The organism is Bacillus sp. HMA207 (assembly GCF_003402455.1).
Taxonomy (GTDB): domain Bacteria; phylum Bacillota; class Bacilli; order Bacillales; family Bacillaceae_G; genus Bacillus_A; species Bacillus_A cereus.
The window spans coordinates 271,246-296,517 of sequence record NZ_BEZT01000002.1 but is presented as its reverse complement, the minus strand read 5'-3'; the positions used below and the strand labels follow the sequence as shown (position 1 = coordinate 296,517).

The following is a 25,272-nucleotide window of genomic DNA, read 5'->3' as shown; positions in this document are numbered from 1 at the left end:
CTCCCCCTAAAGAATCCCCTTTTAAATAGAATAACCTCATCAATAGACTATCAGGTCATCATACCTTTAAGTCTAAAATAAAAAACGTTTAAGAAAACGTTTTCAACAACTTTCATTTATACTGTACCATAACAATTTCTATTAAAAAAGATTTTTTTGAAAATTTTATTATTTAACAGAAAATCTTACAAAATCGTCACGTTCTTGTAATGTTCATCGATAGGAAGTTTGCCAAAATTATTGCATAATAATAGTATAACAACAGAAATTATTTATGAGGTGATATATATGAACGGAAATAAAATATTAGCTGCGTTATCATACTTTAGTGTACTATTTGCCCCTATCTTATTCCCTATTATCGTTTGGATTGTAGGAGACGCTGAAACAAAACCACATGCAAAACGTGCTCTATGGACACACATCATTCCAAGTATCGCTACATTCATTGGCGTAACTATTTTAGGAATTATGGGTCTTGGATCTGATCAACCAGATGTAACACTTGGAATTGGATCAATGATTGTCTTAGCTATTTGCGGAATCATCAGCTTATACTACTTCATCTGGAACATTGTAAAAGGAATTAAAGTGCTGAAAGCTTAATTTTAAACAAATGTTTGTTTAAAAAGGGCCCCTTGCAATTTGCAAGGGGCCCTTTTCCTAATTCGTTCACTTTATCTTCTGCGTTTCTTCTTTTTTCTCATCATTTTCTTTCGGCGTGTATTCACTTTATCCGCTATAATGTGGAGCGTACTTGCCACAACAATTCCCATTAAGAATGTTACAATTTCAACCTCATGTTTCTGCGCAATTTCTATTAAATTACCATCCAATGCGATTACATTTAATAGTAATAAAAATGGAGAAAAGACAATTAACATGTACGCAATACGAATCACATCACCAAGTATAATCGTATGCGTAAAGAAAGATCGATGTGGCATTACTTTCTTATAAGGATACCAAAATATACGTAAGAAACCCCATTTGTTATAAGCATTACTGTACGTATCTAAATCTGGTGTTAAAAATGAAGTACCTACTAAAAAACCAATTGCAAAAGTTAATAAAAAATCAAAATTTGTTAATCCATACGAAAAGAGCAAAAACAAAACAACCGGAAGGGATATTAAGTTTATTTTCGTATGCGTTCTTCCTGATGGCATAATGCACTTCCTCGCTTACGTTCGTCCTGTCACCTCATGACAGATTTCACCTATTGACCTAATTTCTGATCGATAAATGTTGTGTCTATATCCGAACCAAACCATTCTGCCAACTTCACTCGTGCCTTATCTTTCACATCTTCATTGACGTATAACGACACCTGTATTAGTGCGGCCGTTAACGCCCCTAAATCATCCGTATAGCCAATTCCAGCAATGAAATCTGGAATCGCATCAATCGGTGCAATAAAATAAGCAAGTGCTCCAATTACAATAATTTTCACTCGTTTTGGAACATCGGGTCTTTGCAAAACGTAAAACAGTAATAAACTTGCATAAATGACCGACTGCCCTGCTTGCTTTGCAACATGTTTTACTTTCTTCCAAAACGCTTCAACTGAAAATTTTTGTTTCATGTAAAAAGCCTCCCTATTTTTAAAAAGAAATAAGCTACAATATGTTATCAGTAAAAGTTCATGGAAATTACACAAAACCTATCAATGAACTTTCATTGTAACAAACAAACTAAAAAAGAACAAGTGTTCGTTAATTTTCACACGATTTCCTTCATATAATAGATTTCTAGATAACCCTTACCCATCTTCGTTTCTTATTTCTCAACAAAGAAAATTTTCACTTCCACTTAACATTCTGCTCTACCTTTGTTATATTTTCTAGTTGACGGACATATAAACGAATGTTAAAGTTTTCTCTGGTAGTGACAAATCTTATACAAAAAATGTAAAATGTTATAGTGTTTCTCAGAAATGAATTTTGTTGTATAATACAGAAATGACGTTATGCTTATGAGCAACAAAAGAAACCAAAAGGGTATGCATAGTTATAGTCGTATATGGGTGAATATAGAACCTTTAATTATGGCCAAGAAAACTATGTATTTTTTATTTTAGCATTTTTCGCTCCAAAATCGACCAAGCCTGATAGAGAAAGGGTGGAAATGAATGAAAGAAACCTTGAAATCACAATTTCAAAATGTGCGTTTCACTGTATTCGTAGCTTTAGCCTTATGGCTGAAAACTTACCTTATTACACGCACAAGCTTTGACTTAAAACTTGAATCTTTCATGCAAGAATTCATTTTATTCCTTAGCCCATTAGCAGCATCATTACTGCTTGTTGGTCTTGCATTATTTGCAAAAGGGAAAAAACGTAACTATATAGCACTTGGAATTAATTTTGTCTTAACAATCGTTCTTGTTGGTAACGTAATGTTCTACGGATTCTACAATGACTTCGTTACATTACCGGTGCTAGGACAAACATCTAACTTCGGAAGTTTAGGTTCTAGTGTGAAAGAATTATTTAACTACAAAATTATCCTTGCATTTGCAGACATTATCGTTTTCTTCGTTCTATTAAAGAAAATGAAGAACTTTGCACCTACAGAGCGTGTAGCACGCCCGATGCGTTCTCTATACTTCGTATCAACAGTTGCTATTTTCTTCGCAAACTTAGGACTTGCAGAAGCTGAACGCCCAGAACTATTAACACGTTCATTCGACCGCGTTATGCTTGTTAAAAACTTAGGATTATATGTACACCAAGTATACGATCTTGGCTTACAAGCAAAATCAAGTTCACAAAAAGCGTTCGCTGACGGTAGTAAATTACAAGAAACAGAGAACTACGTAAAAACAACACAAAGTAAACCAGATCCAAATATGTTCGGTACTGCAAAAGGGAAAAACGTAATTGTTGTCTCTCTTGAGTCATTACAAACATTCTTAATTGGTGCAACAGTTAACGGACAAGAAGTTACACCATTCTTAAACCAATTTACGAAAGAAAGTTATTACTTTGATAACTTCTTCCATCAAACTGGTCAAGGTAAAACATCTGATGCTGAATTCCTAGTAGATACTTCGTTATATCCACTAGACCGCGGTGCTGTATTCTTCACACACGGTAACAATGAATATACAGCAACTCCAGAAATTTTACGTCAGCAAGGGTATCACACGTCGGTATTCCACGCAAACAACGCAACATTCTGGAACCGTAACATTATGTATCCAGCACTTGGTTATGATCGTTACTACAACGAGCTTGATTACAAGATTACGCCAGAAACAAAATTAAATTGGGGATTAAAAGATATCGAATACTTCGATCAATCTATTGATATGTTAAAACAAGTGAAGCAACCATTCTATACTCGCTTCCTTACTTTAACGAATCATTACCCATTCACTTACGATGACAGTACAAAATTAATCGATGAATACAATTCTGGTGATGGAGTATTTGACCGTTACATGGTAACTGCTCGTTACTTAGACGAAGCAATGAAACACTTTATTGAGCGTCTAAAAGCAGAAGGTATTTACGACAACTCAGTAATCGTATTCTACGGTGACCACTACGGTATTTCTGAAAACCATAACCGTGCAATGGCACAGTTCTTAGGAAAAGAAGAAATCACTGCATTTGACCATATGAACTTACAAAAAACACCGATGTTTATTCACGTTCCAGGTCAAAAAGAAGGTAAAACAATTTCGAAACCAACTGGTGAAATTGACATTAAACCAACTATTCTAAACTTACTTGGTGTAGATTCTACAAATGACGTTCGATTCGGTCATGATGTATTCTCACCTGATAATAAAGGATTCGTTGTTCTTCGTGACGGTAGCTTCGTTACAGATAAATACATGTACACAAACAGTACATTCTATGACCGTGCTACTGGCGAAGTTGTACAATTACCGAAAGAAGAATCCCAACCACTAATTGATCGCGCCCAAAATGAATTGAACATGTCTGATAAAATCATTGAAGGTGACTTACTTCGCTTCTCTGAAAGTAATAAGATCAAAACTGGTGAAGTAAAAACAGTTATTAAAGAAGAAAAGAAGAGTGCTGAGTAATCTCAGCCTCTTTTTTTATTTTCTTCCATACAACTACTTATATTCATTAACTTTAAAATTACATAACCTTTACCAAATATTCACATAGTGTTAATGAAGAATCTCTATAATAAAATATGTAAACGAGGTTCTACATATTTCTTATCTCTCATCTTTCGTAAGATCCCTTAAAGAAGTGTGTAAATCTTTTGTTTCTACTTTCTTATAATTGTCTTTCAACATGTTTTGTTTCCATACACAAAACATCCAACGAGACAATGTCCCTATGAAAGATAGCTACCCTCCTTGTGCAGCATTCCATAAGAATGTTGCTTTTTTTTATTTAAAAGCAGGATTCTCATTCTTATTTTCGAATTTGTATATACAAAATGCTGTAAAGTGAAACTTTAATCAGCCCTCACCAATCGGGCAGCTACGGGCAGTTATTCGCCCAATTCACTTCTTTGCTCCACCCGAATTTTTAAGTAGGAGTTTTACTGCCCGTTAATGCGGGGTAAACCATCCTTACTTCTCTATGATTTACAAATACATATACGGTCATATGTAGAGAATTGCTTACATAAAAATTACTATAGTGATTTTTATCTCGCATGAATGAAAGTTTCACGTTACTTACGTACTTACGAAAGGATGGGACGGAAATTGGCATACGAAAAATTTGTACTTTGGAATGATGAAGTTATTGATACAACAAAACAACAAACGTACATAGAACTTGAAGAGAGAGGTTCGCAGTTCGGAGATGGTGTCTACGAGGTTATTCGCCTATATAAAGGGAACTTTCACTTATTAGATCCGCACATAACGAGATTATATCGATCCATGGAAGAAGTAGAATTATCGCTCCCTTTCTCAAAAGCTGAGCTCATCACTTTACTTTACAAATTAATTGAACGAAACCATTTCCACGAAGATGGCACAATTTATTTGCAAGTATCTCGTGGTGTACAAGCTCGCACACATGTATTTTCATATGACACCCCTCCGACAATTTATGCCTATATTACAAAAAAAGAAAGACCAGCCTTATGGATTGAATATGGTATACGCGCTATATCAGAACCCGATACTCGATGGCTACGCTGTGACATTAAATCATTAAATTTATTACCAAACGTACTAGCTGCTACGAAAGCTGAACGAAAAGGCTGTAAAGAGGCACTTCTCGTAAGGAATGGTATTGTAACGGAAGGAAGCCATTCCAACTTCTTTTTAATTAAAAACGGAACTCTTTACACACATCCAGCCAATCACCTTATTTTAAATGGCATTATTCGTCAATATGTCCTTTCTTTAGCGAATACTCTTCACATACCTGTACAGGAAGAACTTTTCAGCGTTCGTGACGTTTATCAAGCCGATGAATGCTTTTTTACAGGCACAACGATTGAAATTTTACCAATGACCCACCTTGATGGAACCGCGATTCAAGATGGGCAAGTTGGGCCTATCACCAAAAAACTGCAAAAATCATTTAATCAAATCTTGTTACAATCCAATATGGCATCTTCTTAAACCCGAATAATTTCTGTCCTTTCACATTCAATATATGCATTTAAATGGAAATCAAGGTGTAAATTTATGCCTTGATTTTTTCTTGTAATCTTTTTGTCATATTCAGATTCCCACATAAGCCTTGACAGTAATCGACATGCTCTTTAGAATTTTTAACAGTTGGTAAATATTTCTTCACTACATTACAGACAGAAAGGAATCGACAAATTATGAAAAAGTATCTTGCCGGTCTTGCGGCAGTGTCTGTAGCAGGAGGAGCAGCACCTACACTTGATAGTGTTCAAGCTGCACCTGAACAAAATACACAAAAGGCTGCTACAACTGTCCAAGCTTCTGCGTCAAACAACTCATCTTATACGGTAAACGCGAGCGTATTACATGTTCGTGCGGGATCAAGCACTTCTCACGACATCATCTCACGCGTTTATAACGGTCAATCACTAAACGTGATTGGCGAAGAAAATGGTTGGTTCAAAATTAACATTAACGGAAAAACAGGCTTTGTTAGTGGCGAATTTGTATCAAAAAGTGGAGCAGCAAACAACAATGTAAGCACAGGTGGAAATAATAAAGTTACCGCTGATGTATTACGTGTACGTACAGCTCCTAACACTTCTAGTTCTGTTTCTGGACGTGTATATGAAGGACAAACATTAAACGTAATTGGACAAGAAAATGGTTGGGTGAAAATTAACCATAATGGACAAGTAGGTTATGTAAGTGGCGAATTCGTATCTGGCGTTTCTTCTAATGCAGGTTCTTCAAACAACAATACGAATAATAACAACCAAGAAGTAAAACCAGCAAGCGGAAACTATACAGTAAATGTATCTTCCCTTCGTGTTCGTACTGGTCCTAGCACTTCTCACACAACTGTAGGTTCTGTCAAAAAAGGACAAGTAGTACAAGTTGTTGGCGAAGTTCAAGATTGGTTCAAAATCAATTACTCAGGACAAACTGCTTATATAAGCAAAGACTACGTAACAAAAGGCGGTTCTAACGAAAACGTTACAGAAGGCAACAAACAAGAGCAAAACAATAATGGAACTATTCAAACTGGTGGTTCTTACGTAGTTAACGCTACATCTTTACGTGTTCGTACAGGCCCTGCCGCTTACCATAGTGTAATTGGTGGCGTTTTAAACGGTACAACATTAAACGTAGTTGGATCTGAAAACGGTTGGTTTAAGGTAAATTACCAAGGAAAAACAGGCTTTGTTAGTAGCGAATTTGTAAAATTCGTTAAAGGTGGCACTACTACTCCTGAGCAACCAAAACAACCTGAACAGCCTAACCAAGGTGCAATTGGTGACTACTACATTAATGCTTCTGCACTAAATGTACGTAGCGGCGAAGGTACAAATTATAGAATCATAGGCGCACTTCCACAAGGTCAGAAGGTTCAAGTAATCTCTGAAAACTCTGGATGGAGCAAAATTAACTACAACGGTCAAACTGGTTATATCGGAACACGTTACCTATCTAAAACACCAGTTGGAGGCGCAGTAGATAATAAGCCTAACAATAACCAAAATAACAATCAAAACAATAACAACAATAATAATACAGGCAACAATAGCGGCGACAGTTCTTCCGTACTTGCATATGCAAAATCAATGCAAGGTGTACCATACGTTTGGGGCGGAAGTTCTGCTAACGGTGTTGACTGCAGTGGTTACATCTACCACGTATTTAAGAAATTTGGTCATAACATTAACCGCCAAAGTGTTGCAGGATATTGGAGTAGCCTACCAAAAACTTCAAGTCCACAACCTGGTGACTTAATTTATTTCCAAAACACTTATAAATCTGGTCCTTCTCACATGGGTATCTACCTTGGGGGCGGATCATTTATCCAAGCTGGAGATAACGGTGTAGCAATCGATTCATTAAGTAAATCTTATTGGAAGAGCCACTTCTTAGGATACACGAAAGCACCTTAATTAATAGTTTCAAAGCCTTCTAGTTTACTAGAAGGCTTTTTTGCTATGAGTTCAACATATTACTCCCTTTCTCCTACCTTCTCTCTACAAAAATAATGTATCCATTCTTCCATTTCATACACTTTATTCTGCAAAAACAATGCATAACGTTATCATAATGTATATATTCCCATAAAAAACATAACCTATTTCATGTCTATTTATTTCATATGTGTTTTTTTGAAGAATTTTCTTTTTATTTAAACTTTTCATTAGACGTTTGACCTCCGATGTCCATTATGATAAGTTACTTAAGATGTTATATTCGTAAACGTATAGACAACTGGTTTATACACTGTTTTTACTATGAGGAAGGAGCATACACTGCATGAATCTTTTATGGGGAATTGGCGGCGTGATTGGAGTATTAGCAATTGCTTTTCTACTATCTTCCAACCGCAAAGCTATTAATTGGCGCACAATTTTAATCGCGCTAGCATTACAAATGTCATTTTCATTTATCGTATTACGATGGGATGCTGGTAAAGCAGGTTTAAAACACGCTGCTGACGGTGTTCAAGGATTAATTAATTTTTCTTACGAGGGAATTAAGTTCGTTACTGGGGATTTAGTCAACGCAAAGGGACCTTGGGGATTTGTATTCTTTATTCAAGCACTACTTCCAATCGTATTTATTAGTTCATTAGTAGCAATCTTATATTATTTCGGTATTATGCAGAAATTTGTTAGCATCGTTGGTGGTGCATTAAGTAAACTTCTTGGAACTTCTAAAGCAGAAAGCCTAAACTCAGTAACGACTGTATTTTTAGGGCAAACTGAAGCTCCAATTTTAATTAAACCTTACTTAGCACGCTTAACAAATAGTGAATTCTTCACTATTATGGTAAGCGGTATGACAGCTGTTGCCGGATCCGTTCTTGTCGGTTATGCAGCAATGGGTATTCCGTTAGAGCACTTATTAGCAGCTGCAATTATGGCGGCTCCATCGAGCTTATTAATTGCGAAACTAATCATGCCAGAGACAGAAAAAGTAGATAATAACGTTGAACTTTCTACAGAACGTGAAGACGCAAATGTTATTGATGCAGCTGCACGCGGCGCATCTGAAGGTATGCAACTTGTTATTAACGTAGCAGCAATGTTAATGGCTTTCATCGCATTAATCGCTTTATTAAATGGATTATTAGGATGGGTTGGTTCTCTGTTCGATATTAAACTTAGTCTTGATTTAATCTTTGGTTACTTATTATCACCATTCGCAATCTTAATCGGGGTTTCTCCTGGTGAAGCGATACAAGCAGCAAGCTTTATCGGTCAAAAACTTGCAATCAACGAATTCGTTGCATACGCAAACTTAGGACCACACATGGCAGAGTTCTCTGACAAAACAAATCTAATTTTAACATTTGCAATCTGTGGATTTGCAAACTTCTCTTCTATCGCAATTCAATTAGGTGTAACAGGAACGTTAGCTCCTACTCGCCGTAAACAAATTGCACAATTAGGGATTAAAGCAGTTATCGCTGGTACATTAGCGAACTTCTTAAACGCAGCAGTTGCAGGTATGATGTTCCTATAAACTTATATAGAGTCTTCTCTTTCTACAAGAGGAGACTTTTTTCATGCAATCCAAACGTCTTTTATGTATCTATTAATCAATTTATCCTAAATATAAGCACATTATGATACAATAATGTTTAAGTCTGTTTATTTTTCTTATGAAAATAGAGATACTACTTGTTGTTGCCCTTCAAAAGAATGTAACGACATGGTCAATTTCTTAATAATTGCGCATACTACAAGTATCTATTGATGAAATAGCTTTAAGGAGGAAAGTTTTGTGAAAGATAAGTTCTATAAAATCCTCTCTATGTGGATTTTACAAATTGTATTTTATTTTACTACTGTATATGTGACGAAATATGAGCATGCTCTCATTTTTACAATAATATACGTAATCGTAAATGTACTATTCTTATTTTTAGCTGACAAAACAGCATTTGTTTTCTTCATACTAGGAACCATTATTTCCGTATTTTATTTGTTCTATCAAGCATGGCTTCACTTATGGAGTACATCAGATCAATGGCAATATATGATTACCCACTTCCTGATGGCAGCTAACTTCTTCATTGTATATATAACAACTCACCTATTGAAAAAAGTGATTCATGAAAATAAAGCTTTAACTGAGCGTGTGAGAACATTGGAACAATATATTGGAGAATCCACATTACTAACAAGACAAGAATTCGAGAGACGCCAAGCGTTATTAACGACTGCAATGAATCGTCGTAATGAAACAGGCATTATTGTTTACTTTGATTTCACTTCCTTTAGTAAATATACAAAGGAAAGTGTTATGGACCGTGTAGCTTCTTTATTAGTTGAAACGGTAAGGAATGATTTTGACCTTGCTGCTGAATATGATAATAATACGCTAGTTATTTTATTACAAAACACAAATGAAGCTGGTGCTGACATTGTAATGAATCGCCTAAAACCAAAAATGGAGCAATGGCTTGCTGCTGAAGCAATCAAAGATATAAAAATTTCACGCGAGCAAATTGGAAACAAAGGACAGACACTGTTATGATGACTCTCGTTATACTTCTTTTATTCCTTCTGTTTTGCGTACTCGTTTTTTGGATTAGTATCACATTTTCAATTAAATATGTACTTATTTTTACGGCCTTTCTATTCTCTGGCTTACTCGTTTACTACTCTTTCTTAACAATCGCGGGCTTAATTCACCGAAATAGTAAACGAAAAGATCGTACGCTAGAACATTATCCGAGCGTCGATATTTTCATACCTGCCCATAATGAAGGCATCGTTATTAAAGATACTTTAGAGGCGATGGCAAAGATTGAATATCCAGGAAAGCTAACTATTTATTTATTAAATGATAACTCTCAAGATGAAACACCTGAAATCGGAGATGATTTCGACAAAGCTTATGCTCATATTTGCCATATTCGTGTTCCTCCCGGTGAACCGAAGGGTAAATCACGTGTACTAAACTATGGGCTTAGTATTTCAGATGGTGAGTACTTCTGTGTTTACGATGCAGATAACCAACCTGAACCACACGCACTGCGAATGCTTGTAGAGCACGCTGAAACAACTGAAGATGCTGTTGGAGCTGTTGGACACGTTCGTACAGTAAACGAAAACAGAAACTGGTTGACGCGAATGATTTCGCTAGAATTCCAAATCTTCCAGCTCCTTATGCAATCTGGACGCTGGTTACTATTCCAAACAGGCTCGCTGACAGGAACAAACATGCTTCTTCGTCGCTCCGCACTAGAAGAGCTTGGTGGCTATGACCCTTACGCAATTGCAGAAGATGCTGAATTAACATTACGAATTACACAAAAAGGTTATCTCTTACCAATCGTCCCAGAATCAGTTACTTGGGAACAAGAACCAGAGCATTTAAAAATTCTTATTAAACAACGTACACGTTGGCTCCAAGGAAATTTATATATTTTAGAAAAAATGTTCTCATCATTAAGTTTCTTTAAAGGAAAGCTGCTTGTTCATTCCTTACAACAAGTTCTAGTGTATGTTGTATTTTGGCTATTCCTAATCATTTCGAACGTTTGGTTTGTAATTGGGCTACTCGGGATATTCCAAATTCAATATAGCATTCCGCTACTATTTATGTGGTATGTCGCATATATTACATATGTTTCTCAATTATTTAGTGCCCAGAGTGTCGAACGAACCTTTACACCGACTAATATTTTTATTAGCGTTATTATGTACTTTACGTACGCACAGCTCTTTACGTACTTATTTATTCGTAGCTTAATCTTATACTTACGTGCAAAGAGCAAGAAACAAGTCATTGGCTGGGATAAAACAGTTCGATTCAAAAAAGATAAATAATAAAAATAAGCACAGAGCGCCGTATGCTCTGTGCTTATTTATTGCCGTATAAATTATATATCAGACAATACCCCTTAGCTGAAAGTAATTTCACGTCCATCCCCCAACGAACGATCGACCTTCATTTATATACGAAAAAGTGATTGCTATTTTTGTAGAACCAATTGCTTCTCTTGCTGTTCTTTGCGCGTTTCAGTCTTAGGTTCCGTGCTTTCTTGGACACTACGATGTGCCACACGTTTCAAACAAATATGCTTCCACTTTCTTTCGTAACGTTTCATTATTCTAGATGTCCCCCTTGAATGCGCTTTAAAACTATTTGAAATCGCTTACAGGAAATAATATAGCACATATATATAAACGTGACAACACATTTCCGACAATTTTTTGTCAAAAATATGAATAGAATTCGCAAGGGATCGAATATTGTCGAAACCTATCGTTTTTTCTTCGTATAAAAGGCATACTACTTATATGGTAAAGTATTTTATTTCCCCTACCCGCATTTCAAATTCCTTCTATATAAAGTGAAACTTTCATTAGCCATCACCAATCGTACTTTTACAGGCAAATAGAGAAATAAAAAAGAGCTGATATGAAATCAGCTCTTTTCCTTCTATTATTAATGACGCTTCATACGTCCTTCTTTTTGTAACTCTTTAAATAATGCTGCCATCATAAAGAAAATAACAAAGACGAACGGGAATGCTGCAATGATAGCTGCCGTTTGTAAGGCTTCTAATCCGCCAATATATAATAGCGTAGAAGCTATCGCGGCTAGAACGATACCCCAAATCATTTTAATACGATTTGGTGGGTTTAAACTACCATGTGTCGTTAACATCCCTAAAACGAATGTTGCAGAGTCTGCAGATGTAATAAAGAATGTTGCAATAAGTAAAATACCTAAAACTGATAAAGCTGATCCAAAGCTGCCCATCTGATCGAACATAGCGAATAATCCTACTTCTGTTCCCATTTCTTTCACTTTGTCGAAGATATGTGCATCACCAAACAGCTCCATATGAATACCAGTACCGCCGAACACAGAGAACCAAAGTGCACCAATTACGGTCGGCACAAGTAACACACCGATAACAAACTCACGAATCGTACGACCTCGTGAAACACGAGCAATAAACGTACCTACGAACGGTGACCACGCAATCCACCATGCCCAATAGAAAATTGTCCATGACTGAATCCATTGATTCCCACCTTCGTCTAATGGACTTAAACGGAAACTCATACTTGGCAATTCCTGAATATAAGAACCGATTGTTGAAGTGAAGTAATTCATAATAAAGTTTGTTGGACCTGCAAATAATACAATGATCATAAGTGCAAATGCAAAAATAATATTCGTATTACTTAAATATTTAATTCCTTTATCAAGACCTGTTTGCGCAGATAACATGAAAAGAACCGTTACGATTGCAATAATAACTAACTGTGTCGTTAATGAGTTCGGGATAGATGTTAAATAACTAACACCACCCGCAATTTGTTTTGCACCGAGACCTAATGACGTTGCAACACCAAACACAGTTGCAAAAACAGCTAACACATCAAATGAATGAGCAATACGCCCGTGTTCCCCGCCCTTAAATAACGGACCTACTGTCGCACTAATCGTACTTGCTTTTCCTTTTCTAAAGGTAAAGTAAGCAATACATAACGCTACAAACGCATATAGTCCCCAAGGATGTAATCCCCAATGGAAAAATGAAAAACGCAGTGCAAGACGCGCACTTTCCTCAGTTGCACCTTCTCCAAACGGAGGTGCGTATAAATGGTTTAATGGTTCAGCAACGCCCCAGAAAACTAAGCCGATACCCATACCAGCACTAAATAGCATAGCAAACCATGTCATATAACTATAATCAGGTTCATCATCATCTTTACCTAAACGAATAGAACCGTATTTCGAAACAATTAAAAAGATAGACACACCTAAAATAATAGACACGGAAATAATATAAAACCACCCGAACTTACTAACTAATGCAGTTTGAATTGCGGTTGTTACATTTCCTAAGCTACCTTTTCCAATAATAGATTCGGGAATAATCCCCCAAATTGTAAATGCAATACATAATGTTAATGAAACGATGAATGTTTTTGTCAGTTTCCTCATCAAATCCCCCTTCGTAGGTTTCGCTTTTGTAAATAACATAAATTCCGATATGTAAAATCGGATAGAAAACTATAATTTTGCGGTGATTTTCTTACTTTCACCTTCACCAATTCGAATTCTTATGGACAGCCTTACCTTTCGTATAACCTTTTCACTCTGTAAGAGCTACAAGTTAGAAATACTGCTGTCAAATTGTGTGAGAAAAACGCGGATAGGAATGTATTTTCCTAAAAAAGGATGTGTTACATATGTAAAAAAGGGCAAAGTTCTTCCTTACAACCCTTTCGTTTTGTAACAATTATGCGGTTTTTTTGCTAGTATATAGCACGTGTTTATAGCTTCACAAACAAAATGTTTATGTTTATATAACTATATTACCCATAAAACGGTAAAATACTCAAGGAATGTAATCGTTTAGTAAATATCATGTAACATTCCTGTAATATTTTTATTTACGTCGAAAAAAACATGTTGTATTAAATATTTTGAATATAACTAGAAACCTATGAGTCATATAGAATGAAAAACGCTTTCCTATATTTTTTGTTATATTACAGGATGTTAACGACTTATTACGAATGGTTTGTAATTGTGTGTTTTCCCCAAATCCGAAAAAATCTGTTGCTATAATGAGGACACGAAAACAAACGCAATGGAGGCTATCATGAAAAAATTAATTGGTATAGCAACAGCAGCAGTTTTTGGTCTTGGGATTTTCACATCATCTGCTAATGCAGAAACTGTTGTAACAACAGATGTACTAAACGTACGCGAAAACCCTACTACGGAATCAAAAGTTGTCGGTAAATTACTAAACGGTAATAAAATAGATGTACAAAATACAGAGAACGGATGGTCAAAAGTTACTTTAAACGGTAAAGACGCATTCGTAAGTGCAGAGTTCACAAAAAGCATCTACTACGTAACAGCTAACGTATTAAACGTACGTGCTGAAGCGAACACAAACTCAGAGGTTCTTGGAAAGTTGAAGAAAGACGATGTAATCGAAACAACGAACCAAGTACAAAATGAGTGGTTACAATTTGAATATAACGGGAAAACAGCTTATGTTCATGTTCCTTTCTTAACAGGTACAGCACCTGTAATTGAGAAACAAGAAACAACTGCTCCTGCTAAAGCTGAAGCACCAGCTAAGGCTCAAGCACCTGTAGCACAAGCAAAACCAGCTGCTAAGCCTGCTGTAAAAGCTGCTGAAACTAACACACCTTCTGGTGGTCGTGAGTTAACAGTTGTAGCTACAGCATATACAGCTCACCCGAGCGAAAACGGTGGCACATATGGCGGCCGTGTATTAACTGCAATGGGTCATGATTTAACTGCGAATCCAAACATGAAAATGATCGCTGTTGACCCGAAAGTAATCCCATTAGGATCTAAAGTATGGGTAGAAGGTTACGGAGAAGCTATCGCTGGAGATACTGGTGGTGCAATTAAAGGTAACCGTATCGATATCTTACTTGGATCAGATAGCGCTGCTCAAAAATGGGGACGCAAAACTGTTAAAGTGAAAATTTTAAAATAACCAATGACTGCTAAATTACAAGCCGGTTCTCTTTATTGAGAGCTGGCTTTTATTTATTTATAATACATATAAGGAGGCTATGCCCATGAATGTACAAGCAAAAGTAGACTGGATTGGTACGCCAAAACCGTACATATATAAAGATGAAGTAACATATAACGCTACGTCTATTGATTTCTCACTCACTGGCGATGATAACCGCTATAAGTTAATTGTGCTCAATTCTGAAAACAATACACATTACAAAATTGTGCAATATGGAATAAAACCAGGCTCTCAAAAGCCATTTCCTATCGACATTCCATTTGAACAAAACATGTTACCAATTATAGAGCAGATATTACATGATCCATATGTACAAGAAATATTAAAGGAAACACACTCATAATTGTAAAAAAATATATCAACGATTTTTCGATTATATCTATCATAACTTACGATATATCAACGGTTCGACACGAAATATCGATTTAGCTACAAAAAAGAAGCTGTTCAAATATTGAACAGCTTCTCTCATATTAACGAGTTGGACCAGATACATCTTCTGATTTCAACGTATTATTTGCACCAAGAGAATGATACAACATCTTTCCATTTCCATTCACAGTTATAATATGTTCGTTATTAAAACTTTTGAACTTCACAGATCCATCACCGTAACGAATATGGTACTCTTCATATGTCGTTACTTTATATTTCGTAGCACTTTGACGCTCTACATTACGAACTTCCATCGTTAATAAGTCTTCTGTAATTCCTTTTTTGTGTAAATACTGTATATAATCACGGTCTTCCTTATACGATTTCCCGCTCTTATCATAATTATTTTCAATTAAACTAAAATCATTTAATGAAATTGCACGTACGTTATCATAAATATGATTTCTTACAAATTCGCCCACTGCTGAACTTGATGTTTCTTTCGGGAATTTTAAGTAATATGTGCTTTGGTCTCCAATTTTAACACTTTCAGATTTCATCACACCAAGATCAGTAGTTTTCTCTAAATGTACTTCTACTGTTTCATCTGTGGATACAGGGCCAAGCTTATAACTTCCATAATTTAATTTTCCACGTTTTTTCCCATTCACAAATACAGTTGCATCACTTTCATCAGAAGAAATGCTTACATACTTGCCTTCAAGCGATAAATCCACTTTCACCTTCTCGCTCTGTTCATCCGCTAAATCTACTTCTTTCTCTGTTTCTAATTCAGTAAGTTCTGTCTTCGCCGTTGCCTTTACAACATATGTACCTGGGAAGTATGGCCCCAACTCTTTCGAAGTTTTATCACTAGAAAGCTCTGCTTCTTTTTTGTCATTCACATATATTTCTGCATTTTTTGCAGTTGTACTAACGCTCATATAATAAGATTTCATGCTGAACTTATACTTTGGATATAAGAACCACTCTTTTCCCTCTTCTACTATTTCCCCGTCCTTAAATGAAGATTTATCTTTTGTTAACTTTTGATCTACTGTCTCTTTCTGTAAATAAGACAGTAATTGTTTGTTGTAAGAAGGATTCTCTTTTAAATAACGCATGTACGCTTTAAGATCCTCTGTCTTAATCTTTAAGCTTGAATCATTTGCTTTTACAAACTCATCAATTGCATTAATATCTTTCTTTTGGAATGCTTCAATCATTACATTTACTTGCTTTTCTTTTGAAAACTTATATGCTCCAAATTTATACGCCCCAAATAATAATGCAGCAATAATGGCAAAACCAATGATTAAAAATAAATTTCTCTTACTTTTCACTGATTTTGTCTCACTTTGTAATTCTGTATATGAAGCAGCAGTGTTATCAACGATTACTTCTACTTTACTCCCACACTCAGGACAAAAGTTCAAATGGTCTGCAACGTTCTTTTTACATGTTCCACAAAACTTCAACGTGCTCTCCTCCTATTTTTTAGCTAATTTCATTCCAGCAAATGCTGCTACATATGTCACAATAAAACTAAACAAAATTAAATATGTAAATGAATTTTGCATAGATAGTACTGTTCCGCTTGTTCCAAATAAACTTGTTACAGTTCCTGAAACATTAATTTGGAACTTAGAAATCATATTCATTACAATCATCATAATTGTGTAAGAACCACTGCATACCGCTAATGTAATATATATATTGGCAGTCGGTAATTTAGCTAACTTTCTTCCCGCTCTAAACATAAAGAACAATGGAATAATAAGCAGTAATAAACCGTAATGGAATACGTTATTCACTTTATCAAATTCTGCAAGGCTTCCCTCATTTGCTCCTTTTGAAATCAATATCTCTCTAAGCTCTACGCCATTTACAGAGACGCCTGATATAAATGAAAACGATAGTGTGCTCTCATATGCATTTGATTTCTTACCAATTCTAGTAAATTCCTTACTAAGTGCTGGACTTGATACTTCTAACGGCGCAAAATGAGCCATACTCCATAATTGAGGTGTTAACTCTAATGCTAATAATGTACTTTCAGATTTTAAAGTTGTTATTTCTTTTAATGGTTCAATACCGTCTTCCTTACTTACTAACGCCATAATACAAACCGCTACTGCTGTTACTAAAAGTCCTTTTATCATAGCCGAAACACCGTAATAAACAGACGCTCCATATGGCATTAACTCTTGAAATGCTGCTGCCATATTGTTTTTGCTTGTATGAGCAATAAATCCTAATAAGGTAAATAATGTCCCACATACAAAACCACTCAATAAACTCTTCATCGCTGAATAGCCAACCGTAATCTTACCTGCTTCTGAGAATGGGATTGCAAAAGATTGTGATGCTATAAAACTTATAATGAATAAAAAGACTCCATAAATAATACCAACTGTTGCTGCCATAAAGATTTGATCTTTAATCGTTTTCGCAACATGCTGTTTCCCTAACCAAATTCCTGTACCAGCGAAAATAATAAATGGAATGATTAATAATAATGTAAATGGAGTATGCCAAGATAAAGAAAATATCAATCCACTATCATCGTTAGCTGTAAAACCAAGTAAATGGTAACTTAACATCGTAGAAGTTGCACTCGAATAAAAACTTGGCAACATTTCTAATTCTTTCGCAAATTTGCTAAACATCTCACTTAACATAGAGGCAAATAATAAACTACCAATCCAACCAGCAATTAACATGAGAATACTTGCAACAGCCCCACCAATAAAACCTTTTTGTAAAACGGCTTTATCTGCTTTAAATTCAACTTTAGGAGCACCATCCATTGTAGGCAATTTTACAGTTTGTTCTTTTTTCTTCACAACAGATAAAGAATACCCACACTTTTGACAATATAAATTTTTTTGAGCATTTTCACTGCCACAACCTCTGCAGTATTTTGCAGTATCTTTTTCTAATGTTACTGCATCTATAGCTCCTGCAATCTCCATACTACCTTCATTTGGGCAATAATTTACTTCTTCACCATGTTGTTTTCCACATGTGCGACAATACATTTAATTCACTCCCCACTTTGCTTAATTCCACAAACTGGACAGTAAGTAGAGTTTTTATCGATATGCTCATTACATGAAATACAATTTACCGTTTCACCTTCATTTTCTACTGTTAACATCGGGTTAGGCTTTCCACACGAACCACAAAACTTATCATTTATTGATAAAGGTCCACCACATTCACATGTAGCTTTTTCACCTTGTTGTTTTTGCAATTCAACAATGCGCTTTCTTGCTTGATAAATAGCTACATCAAATTCTTGAACTGGAGCAATCATTTCTTTTAAGCTCGCTTCATTTACTCCACTTCCTCTTAATTGAACATACACTTGCTGTCCAACCTCTAATAGAACCTCTGCTTTTTTCTGCATTTGCACTTGCATTCCCTTTTTCAATTGAGCAATTTCTTGTGCAACTTGCAACTTCATTTTCCCTTGTTCTATTCCTTCTTGTAACTTATTCATTCCACTACCTAACTTCGTCTGTAAATCTGACAAATCATTTCTCCTCCTATACATATATATTCATATATGAAATTAACATTTTATATATTACCATGATTTTCAAGTTATGTAATCCAAATTTCATTTTTTCTGTTTTGAGCATTTTTTGTTTATAATGGTAAAGGAAAGAAATATGTGTACGGAGGAATATTATGCTGCAACACTCAATTACGAAAGATGAAATTATGATGATTGCGAATGAGTTCGTTCAAGGACTAGATCCACAGCAAACAGCTGATCAGGAACATGTCGCTACAGCTCGGCACCTATATCGTAGTGGTGTTGTCTATAACGTTGACTTTGATGGTTATACACTATCAGGAACTGTAGATGCGGAAGGCAACGTATATAGCGTTCATATTCCGATTCGTAATGTAGCTGAAAGTTATTGTGATTGCTTCGCACCAACACAATGTGAGCATATGCTCGCTGTATTACTATCTGCAGCGTCTAGTTTCGGGCAAGTAGGAGATGTATTAACTTTATTTAAAAATAATACGAAACCTTCCCTTCCTCCTATTCGAACTGCAAGACAAGTATTGCAATCATCAGCTTTTGAAGAAACGGATTATAAAAGTTGGGAATCGTATTTTGAAAAAGAATATGAATCATTTAAAAAAGAACAAGCTCGCCTTACTTATAAACAAATGTATTTTCTTATGAGTATCTTTACAGATTTCTATACGAAACTTGAGCGCAAAGCTCCGCGCGTAATCGCCATACATGAATTATTCAGGTTACATGCAGCACTTTACTGCTTTCAAAAATTATTAGAAGAAATCCAGGCATTCGAAGCAAACAAAACATATTCTTATCACCAACCTGTTAATGTCGTTCGCCTATTTGTAGACAAAGTGGAATCCATCGTTCGGGACTTACAATCAGAAGCGATTCCTTCAGAGTCTGAAATAATTTTGCAAGAAACAGCTCGTCTCGTTCATGAAGTATTCTTCTCTACCGACGCTTATACGCAAGAGCGATTTTTCATTTATCGCCACATATGGAGTGAACTTTTAAACAATAAAGAGAAAATACAAGAGGAAGAAAAACGAATCGATACGAAAATTAATCCACTATCTAAAGCGTTAGCGTCTTCTCACCTTCTCTTTTTAAATGAAGAAGATCTACTAGCGATGGACTTACTAAAGAAACAACCTGCTTCTGTTGTGAGTCTATACTTCTATTGGTTAGAAGAACTATTAAGTGCCATGCAGTGGGATCGTGCAAAAAACTGGCTTTCCTTTACGTATAAACAAGTAAAGAAAACGATCCAAGATCACGAAAATACGATTTTTATAAAAGATATCGTTCGGCTATTTGTAATCATGTATGAAACATACGCAACACATACAAATGAACAAGCTGGTTTTGAAATGATCTTGCAGGAACTATTACCGTATAGTTTCACAAACTATGAACAGTACGTACTCGCGAAAAAACAGTATCGTACATGGGCAGAGCTCCATCTCTTATATGGGTTTGAAGCAATTGAACTGTTAAAAGAACCACTGAAAGATATTGAAAAAGAAGCGCCAGAAGCAGCACTTCCTCTTTATCATCTTGCTGCTGTAGAAGCAATTGAAGAACGAAATCGTAAATCATATAGACGCGCAGTTCGTTACTTAAAGAAATTACGTACATTATATAAACGATTAAAACGCACCGATGAATGGGATGCTTTCATTATTCACATCGCCAATCTCCATTCACGTCTGCGTGCACTACAAGAGGAATTACGGAAAGGAAAATTAATCGATGATCAATCAAACTGAAGTAACAATTAGGCTCCAGCATGTTAGTCAAGGTTGGTTCCTTTGGGGAGAAGATGACAGCGGTACTCCATTATCCGTAACAAGTTGGAAACGAAATGCATTCACATGGCACTCCACTTCTTTCTACGGTACGTTTCTAAAAGAAGCAACCTTCGAAGGAAAACAAGGTGTGCTACTAACAAATGCACAAGCCTTTGAATACATTGCAAACAAACCGATGAATTCCTTTGCACATATTCAACTGAACGGCCCTATTACAGCACTTACAAAAGATGCAAATGAATTATGGGATGCCTTTACGAGTGGTAGCTTCGTACCAGATATGGAGCACTGGCCTAAGCAACCATCTTGGAAAGTTCAAAATACGCCAATTGAAGATGACACATTAGCATCTCTTTTCTCAGCAGCAGTTAATGAAAGCATATTACAAGATAATCGCTCAAATGACGGCTGGGAAGATGCTAAAAGACTATATGAACATTACGACTTTACGAAAAGACAATTGGAAACAGCACTACATGAAGAAGATTGGCTTCGAAAAATTGGTTATATTGAAGATGATCTTCCGTTTACAATCGGACTAAGACTGCAAGAACCACAAGAAGAATTTGAAATGTGGAAGCTTGAAACAATCGTGACACCAAAGCGCGGGGCGCATCGCATATATGTATACGAAAACATCGATTCCTTACCGAAAAGATGGCACGATTACGAAGAACGTATTACAGAAACACAAGAAGGTTTTAGTAAGCTCATACCGTGGTTAAAAGAAGGAGATACGTTCCGAAATGAGCTCTTTGAAAGCGAAGCGTGGAACTTCTTAACAGAAGCAAGCAATGAATTACTTGCAGCCGGCATTACAATTTTACTACCATCATGGTGGCAAAATTTAAAAGCAACAAAACCGAAATTACGTGTCCAGCTGAAGCAAAATACAGTACAAACACAATCGTTCTTCGGTATGAATACGCTCGTTAATTTTGACTGGCGAATTTCGACGAACGGCATTGATTTATCAGAAAGCGAGTTTTTTGAACTCGTTGAACAAAACAAACGTCTATTTAATATAAACGGTCAATGGATGCGACTAGATCCAGCCTTTATCGAAGAAGTAAGGAAACTCATGAACCGTGCCGATAAATACGGACTAGAGATGAAAGATGTTTTGCAACAACATTTATCAAATACGGCTGAAACAGAAATTGTAGAAGATGATAGTCCGTTTACTGATATTGAAATCGAACTAGATGGATATTATGAGGAACTATTCCAAAAGCTACTTCATATTGGAGATATTCCAAAAGTAGATGTCCCTACTTCACTAAACGCAACACTTCGTCCGTATCAACAACACGGCATTGAATGGCTATTATATTTACGAAAGCTTGGATTTGGAGCATTGCTAGCTGACGATATGGGACTCGGGAAAAGTATTCAAACAATCTCTTACTTACTATATATAAAAGAAAATAATCTCAAAACAGGCCCTGCATTAATCGTAGCGCCGACATCTGTTCTTGGAAATTGGCAAAAAGAATTTGAGCGTTTCGCACCGAATTTACGTGTTCAATTACATTACGGAAGTAATAGAGATAAGGGCAATTCTTTTGAAGATTTCCTTCAATCAGCAGATGTTGTATTAACATCTTATGCATTGGCTCAACTCGATGAGGAAGAACTAACTTCATTATGCTGGGATGCTGTTATTTTGGATGAAGCACAAAATATTAAGAACCCACATACGAAACAGTCGAAAGCAGTACGAAACTTACAAGCAAATCACAAAATCGCTTTAACTGGTACGCCGATGGAAAATCGCCTTGCTGAACTTTGGTCCATTTTCGACTTTATTAATCATGGATATCTCGGAAGCTTAGGGCAATTCCAACGTCGCTTCGTCACACCGATTGAAAAAGATCGTGATGAAGGAAAAATCCAGCAAGTTCAACGGTTTATCTCACCATTTTTACTGCGCCGAACGAAGAAAGATCAAACAGTCGCATTAAATTTACCAGATAAACAAGAACAAAAAGCTTACTGTCCTCTTACTGGTGAACAAGCTTCCTTATATGAACAACTTGTTCAAGATACACTGCAAAATGTCGAAGGATTAAGTGGAATTGAAAGACGCGGCTTTATATTACTTATGCTGAACAAGCTAAAACAAATTTGTAATCATCCAGCTCTTTATTTAAAAGAAGAAGAGCCACAAAATGTCGTTGAACGCTCTATGAAAACAAAAACGTTAATGGAGCTCATCGAAAATATAAAAGATCAAAATGAAAGTTGCCTCATCTTCACTCAATATATCGGCATGGGGAACATGCTAAAACGTGTGCTAGAAGAAAAATTCGGCCAGCGTGTCCTCTTCTTAAACGGTAGTGTGCCGAAAAAAGATCGCGACAAGATGATTGAGGAGTTCCAAAACGGAACGTATGACATTTTCATCTTATCCTTAAAAGCTGGCGGAACAGGATTAAACTTAACCGCTGCCAACCATGTTATTCACTACGATCGTTGGTGGAATCCAGCTGTGGAAAATCAAGCAACAGACCGCGCATATCGCATTGGTCAAAAACGATTTGTTCATGTTCACAAACTTATTACAACAGGAACATTAGAAGAAAAAATTGATGAAATGCTAGAAAGAAAACAATCTCTAAACAATGCGGTCATCACAAGCGATAGCTGGATGACTGAACTATCAACAGACGAACTAAAAGAATTACTTGGTGTATAAAGTGAAACTTGAATCAAGCCAGTTAAGTGGAGTTTTACTACTCGCAAAAAAAGGCGCTAATCTCAAATGAGATTAGCGCTTTTTTCTATTCCAAAACCAATTACTTATTATAATTCCCGTTAATCCGCCGCACGTATCAAGCAATGAATCTTGCCACATTGGTGTGCGGTCTCCCGTATACCATTGGTGAATTTCATCAAATGTTGCATAACCCGCAACGAAAAGAAGGGCATATATAAAACATCTTTTCCTCGAATGACCTGATCGATGAAAAGCGTAATAAATCAATGAACCTAGCATAAAGAACACCATAAAATGAGCACCTTTACGAAGGAAAAACTCAATAAATCCGCCTACACCTTTATTCGCAATACTAACAGGGGTTCCTCCACCATAATCGATAGATACCCATGAAAAATGCTCTTTCACAAATTCAACATTTACATATTGTTCAATATCTGAACGCATATCCTGCTTTTTATATGGTTGTGCCGAAGAATAGAAAATCAGCCCCATCCATAGTAATACAGGAATCCAAAATAACCATTTACGATTCATTATCCAGAATTCTCCTCTCTTAATCTTTTAAGGGTACCAAAAAAAAGAAAAAATTTCACGCCAAAACATGACATTTGTACCCTATTTATAAAGTGAAAGGAGGTGATACACATGGCAATTGAAACAATCGTAATGGATTTAACTTTACGTCTTGTCTTAAACAACGGATTAGATAAGAACGGCAAAACAGTTTTCAAGAGCAAACAATTTAAACGTGTTAAAACAAATGCGAGCTTAGATCAAGTACACAACGTAGCTCATGCTCTAGCTTCCTTACAAGCATCACCACTTCACGCTGTACAACTTGTAAGCACATCAGATCTTTCTAAACTATAAAGTAAAACTCGGATCAGTGGGGATTTTATTCATCCCCGCTGATTATTAGACCGCAATTTAACCGGCAGACCCGAATCCCATAAATAGCTTGATAAATACAAAGGAGGGAATAACACATGCAAGTACTAGAGTTGATTTTCGCAAAAGAAGATGGAAAAACAGTCGTTTTTTCTATCGATACGCCCATCACACCAATCGATGCACAAGTCGTAAATCAAGTAATGGATACAATCCTCGCCTCATCTGTATTTTCATCCATTGATGAAAATACACGAAAAAAGGGAGCTCGCCTTGTAGAAAAAAATGTATCTGAAGTTCCAATTACTCTATAAAATGAAAAAGACGAATCTGCATCATTTTGCAGATTCGTCTTTTTTCTTCGGCATTTCAATCGGAATAAAAATCTTTGAGAAACCGACGCATACGTACTTATAATGTTCTTCACCTATATCAAACTCAGTCGTATATGTTGAGAAGAATATATAATCATTTCGCTTCGTATAATGATCAATTAATAACCCAACTTGTGGCTCAACATACTTTTTCGCTAACTTTTTACCGGCCGATGCCAAGTCGCCAAGGAGACCCTCTTCATTCTCTTTTTGAACTTCATCTAGCTTCTTACTCACATCATTACGCTTCATAAACTGCTTCGCTGCCCATTCTGTATATTCGCCCTTACTCGGATTACTGTTTGCTAAATATACTAGGAGAACGACAACTAAAGCCATAATAATATACTTTTTCTTCATACTACATCACCGCCTACTCTTTTCTATTTTCATATATATGTACAAGCGATGCAAATTA

The 25,272-nt window shown here is 36.0% G+C and carries 21 protein-coding genes; 13 read left to right on the top strand and 8 right to left on the bottom strand.

The features are described 5' to 3' along the window. Positions 1–288 precede the first annotated feature (288 nt). Positions 289–606: a DUF4870 domain-containing protein gene (locus tag HMAS_RS21990; protein WP_001014099.1), complete on the top strand. Its 318-nt coding sequence runs from the start codon at positions 289–291 to the stop codon at positions 604–606. 71 nt (positions 607–677) lie between these two features. Here HMAS_RS21990 and HMAS_RS21985 read toward each other — a convergent pair whose 3' ends face one another. Both HMAS_RS21985 and HMAS_RS21980 read right to left on the bottom strand, forming a co-directional pair. Then, entirely contained in the window at positions 678–1,169 is a 492-nt protein-coding gene (locus HMAS_RS21985) for a metal-binding protein (RefSeq protein WP_001139061.1), read from the bottom strand. Positions 1,170–1,219: 50 nt separating this feature from the next. Further along, on the bottom strand, positions 1,220–1,585 hold the full coding sequence (locus HMAS_RS21980) for a YkvA family protein (protein ID WP_000810369.1): 366 nt from the start codon (positions 1,583–1,585) through the stop codon (positions 1,220–1,222). A gap of 546 nt (positions 1,586–2,131) precedes the next feature. Between HMAS_RS21980 and HMAS_RS21970 the strand changes: the two genes are divergently transcribed. The 6 genes from HMAS_RS21970 (at position 2,132) to HMAS_RS21945 (ending at position 11,412) form a co-directional block, all read left to right on the top strand. Next, positions 2,132–4,060: an LTA synthase family protein gene (locus HMAS_RS21970; protein WP_000665358.1), complete on the top strand. Its 1,929-nt coding sequence runs from the start codon at positions 2,132–2,134 to the stop codon at positions 4,058–4,060. Positions 4,061–4,690: 630 nt separating this feature from the next. Further along, positions 4,691–5,575, top strand: a complete 885-nt coding sequence (locus tag HMAS_RS21965; protein ID WP_080120341.1) for a D-amino-acid transaminase — start codon at positions 4,691–4,693, stop codon at positions 5,573–5,575. Positions 5,576–5,784: 209 nt separating this feature from the next. After that, the gene (locus HMAS_RS21960; RefSeq protein WP_116345029.1) at positions 5,785–7,518 is read left to right on the top strand and encodes an SH3 domain-containing protein; all 1,734 of its coding nucleotides are present in this window, start codon (positions 5,785–5,787) and stop codon (positions 7,516–7,518) included. Between the two features lie 367 nt (positions 7,519–7,885). Beyond that, on the top strand, positions 7,886–9,097 hold the full coding sequence (locus HMAS_RS21955) for a NupC/NupG family nucleoside CNT transporter (protein WP_001051029.1): 1,212 nt from the start codon (positions 7,886–7,888) through the stop codon (positions 9,095–9,097). Between the two features lie 261 nt (positions 9,098–9,358). Beyond that, positions 9,359–10,114: a diguanylate cyclase gene (locus HMAS_RS21950; protein ID WP_116345028.1), complete on the top strand. Its 756-nt coding sequence runs from the start codon at positions 9,359–9,361 to the stop codon at positions 10,112–10,114. Continuing rightward, complete coding sequence (locus HMAS_RS21945; RefSeq protein ID WP_000988747.1) at positions 10,111–11,412, top strand: glycosyltransferase family 2 protein; 1,302 nt, start codon at positions 10,111–10,113, stop codon at positions 11,410–11,412. Before HMAS_RS21950 ends, HMAS_RS21945 begins: the two co-directional genes overlap by 4 nt. Before the next feature lie 622 nt (positions 11,413–12,034). On the opposite strand, the gene opuD is transcribed toward HMAS_RS21945, so the two are convergent. Then, positions 12,035–13,549: a glycine betaine transporter OpuD gene (gene opuD / locus HMAS_RS21940; RefSeq protein ID WP_001230115.1), complete on the bottom strand. Its 1,515-nt coding sequence runs from the start codon at positions 13,547–13,549 to the stop codon at positions 12,035–12,037. A gap of 664 nt (positions 13,550–14,213) precedes the next feature. Here opuD and HMAS_RS21930 point away from each other — a divergent pair. Beyond that, on the top strand, positions 14,214–15,092 hold the full coding sequence (locus tag HMAS_RS21930; protein ID WP_000733352.1) for a cell wall-binding protein EntA: 879 nt from the start codon (positions 14,214–14,216) through the stop codon (positions 15,090–15,092). An 85-nt stretch (positions 15,093–15,177) separates the two neighbouring features. Then, positions 15,178–15,480, top strand: a complete 303-nt coding sequence (locus HMAS_RS21925) for a DUF3910 family protein (RefSeq protein ID WP_116345027.1) — start codon at positions 15,178–15,180, stop codon at positions 15,478–15,480. 130 nt (positions 15,481–15,610) lie between these two features. Here the strand turns inward: HMAS_RS21925 and HMAS_RS21920 are convergent, their stop codons facing one another. The 3 genes from HMAS_RS21920 to HMAS_RS21910 are packed head-to-tail and all read right to left on the bottom strand — an operon-like array spanning position 15,611 to position 19,050. Beyond that, positions 15,611–16,990: a zinc ribbon domain-containing protein gene (locus HMAS_RS21920; protein WP_116345026.1), complete on the bottom strand. Its 1,380-nt coding sequence runs from the start codon at positions 16,988–16,990 to the stop codon at positions 15,611–15,613. A 12-nt stretch (positions 16,991–17,002) separates the two neighbouring features. Next, on the bottom strand, positions 17,003–18,553 hold the full coding sequence (locus HMAS_RS21915; RefSeq protein WP_000271649.1) for a zinc ribbon domain-containing protein: 1,551 nt from the start codon (positions 18,551–18,553) through the stop codon (positions 17,003–17,005). Positions 18,554–18,558: 5 nt separating this feature from the next. Continuing rightward, a complete protein-coding gene (locus HMAS_RS21910) occupies positions 18,559–19,050 on the bottom strand; it encodes a zinc ribbon domain-containing protein (protein WP_001281754.1) in 492 nt (163 codons plus the stop codon). A gap of 158 nt (positions 19,051–19,208) precedes the next feature. Here HMAS_RS21910 and HMAS_RS21905 point away from each other — a divergent pair, with 158 nt between their 5' ends. Next, positions 19,209–20,828: an SWIM zinc finger family protein gene (locus tag HMAS_RS21905; RefSeq protein WP_000939139.1), complete on the top strand. Its 1,620-nt coding sequence runs from the start codon at positions 19,209–19,211 to the stop codon at positions 20,826–20,828. Continuing rightward, a complete protein-coding gene (locus tag HMAS_RS21900) occupies positions 20,812–23,568 on the top strand; it encodes a DEAD/DEAH box helicase (protein ID WP_000610115.1) in 2,757 nt (918 codons plus the stop codon). Before HMAS_RS21905 ends, HMAS_RS21900 begins: the two co-directional genes overlap by 17 nt. Before the next feature lie 72 nt (positions 23,569–23,640). Here the strand turns inward: HMAS_RS21900 and HMAS_RS21895 are convergent, their stop codons facing one another. Continuing rightward, a complete protein-coding gene (locus HMAS_RS21895; protein WP_001080707.1) occupies positions 23,641–24,126 on the bottom strand; it encodes a VanZ family protein in 486 nt (161 codons plus the stop codon). Between the two features lie 111 nt (positions 24,127–24,237). Between HMAS_RS21895 and HMAS_RS21890 the strand changes: the two genes are divergently transcribed. Both HMAS_RS21890 and HMAS_RS21885 read left to right on the top strand, forming a co-directional pair. Further along, complete coding sequence (locus tag HMAS_RS21890; RefSeq protein ID WP_000963861.1) at positions 24,238–24,462, top strand: DUF1659 domain-containing protein; 225 nt, start codon at positions 24,238–24,240, stop codon at positions 24,460–24,462. Between the two features lie 116 nt (positions 24,463–24,578). Then, positions 24,579–24,794 carry a DUF2922 domain-containing protein gene (locus HMAS_RS21885; RefSeq protein ID WP_001197593.1) on the top strand — a complete coding sequence of 72 codons (216 nt, stop codon included), beginning with the start codon at positions 24,579–24,581 and terminating at the stop codon, positions 24,792–24,794. 21 nt (positions 24,795–24,815) lie between these two features. Here HMAS_RS21885 and HMAS_RS21880 read toward each other — a convergent pair whose 3' ends face one another. Then, positions 24,816–25,214, bottom strand: a complete 399-nt coding sequence (locus tag HMAS_RS21880) for a DUF4359 domain-containing protein (protein ID WP_000731405.1) — start codon at positions 25,212–25,214, stop codon at positions 24,816–24,818. Between the last annotated feature and the right edge of the window lie 58 nt (positions 25,215–25,272).

Coding starts and splice junctions, on each gene's coding strand:
- HMAS_RS21990 (WP_001014099.1), top strand. CDS start 289: ATGAACGGAAATAAAATATTAGCTGCGTTATCATACTTTAGTGTACTA.
- HMAS_RS21985 (WP_001139061.1), bottom strand. CDS start 1,169: ATGCCATCAGGAAGAACGCATACGAAAATAAACTTAATATCCCTTCCG.
- HMAS_RS21980 (WP_000810369.1), bottom strand. CDS start 1,585: ATGAAACAAAAATTTTCAGTTGAAGCGTTTTGGAAGAAAGTAAAACAT.
- HMAS_RS21970 (WP_000665358.1), top strand. CDS start 2,132: ATGAAAGAAACCTTGAAATCACAATTTCAAAATGTGCGTTTCACTGTA.
- HMAS_RS21965 (WP_080120341.1), top strand. CDS start 4,691: ATGGGACGGAAATTGGCATACGAAAAATTTGTACTTTGGAATGATGAA.
- HMAS_RS21960 (WP_116345029.1), top strand. CDS start 5,785: ATGAAAAAGTATCTTGCCGGTCTTGCGGCAGTGTCTGTAGCAGGAGGA.
- HMAS_RS21955 (WP_001051029.1), top strand. CDS start 7,886: ATGAATCTTTTATGGGGAATTGGCGGCGTGATTGGAGTATTAGCAATT.
- HMAS_RS21945 (WP_000988747.1), top strand. CDS start 10,111: ATGATGACTCTCGTTATACTTCTTTTATTCCTTCTGTTTTGCGTACTC.
- opuD (WP_001230115.1), bottom strand. CDS start 13,549: ATGAGGAAACTGACAAAAACATTCATCGTTTCATTAACATTATGTATT.
- HMAS_RS21930 (WP_000733352.1), top strand. CDS start 14,214: ATGAAAAAATTAATTGGTATAGCAACAGCAGCAGTTTTTGGTCTTGGG.
- HMAS_RS21925 (WP_116345027.1), top strand. CDS start 15,178: ATGAATGTACAAGCAAAAGTAGACTGGATTGGTACGCCAAAACCGTAC.
- HMAS_RS21915 (WP_000271649.1), bottom strand. CDS start 18,553: ATGTATTGTCGCACATGTGGAAAACAACATGGTGAAGAAGTAAATTAT.
- HMAS_RS21905 (WP_000939139.1), top strand. CDS start 19,209: ATGCTGCAACACTCAATTACGAAAGATGAAATTATGATGATTGCGAAT.
- HMAS_RS21900 (WP_000610115.1), top strand. CDS start 20,812: ATGATCAATCAAACTGAAGTAACAATTAGGCTCCAGCATGTTAGTCAA.
- HMAS_RS21895 (WP_001080707.1), bottom strand. CDS start 24,126: ATGAATCGTAAATGGTTATTTTGGATTCCTGTATTACTATGGATGGGG.
- HMAS_RS21890 (WP_000963861.1), top strand. CDS start 24,238: ATGGCAATTGAAACAATCGTAATGGATTTAACTTTACGTCTTGTCTTA.
- HMAS_RS21885 (WP_001197593.1), top strand. CDS start 24,579: ATGCAAGTACTAGAGTTGATTTTCGCAAAAGAAGATGGAAAAACAGTC.
- HMAS_RS21880 (WP_000731405.1), bottom strand. CDS start 25,214: ATGAAGAAAAAGTATATTATTATGGCTTTAGTTGTCGTTCTCCTAGTA.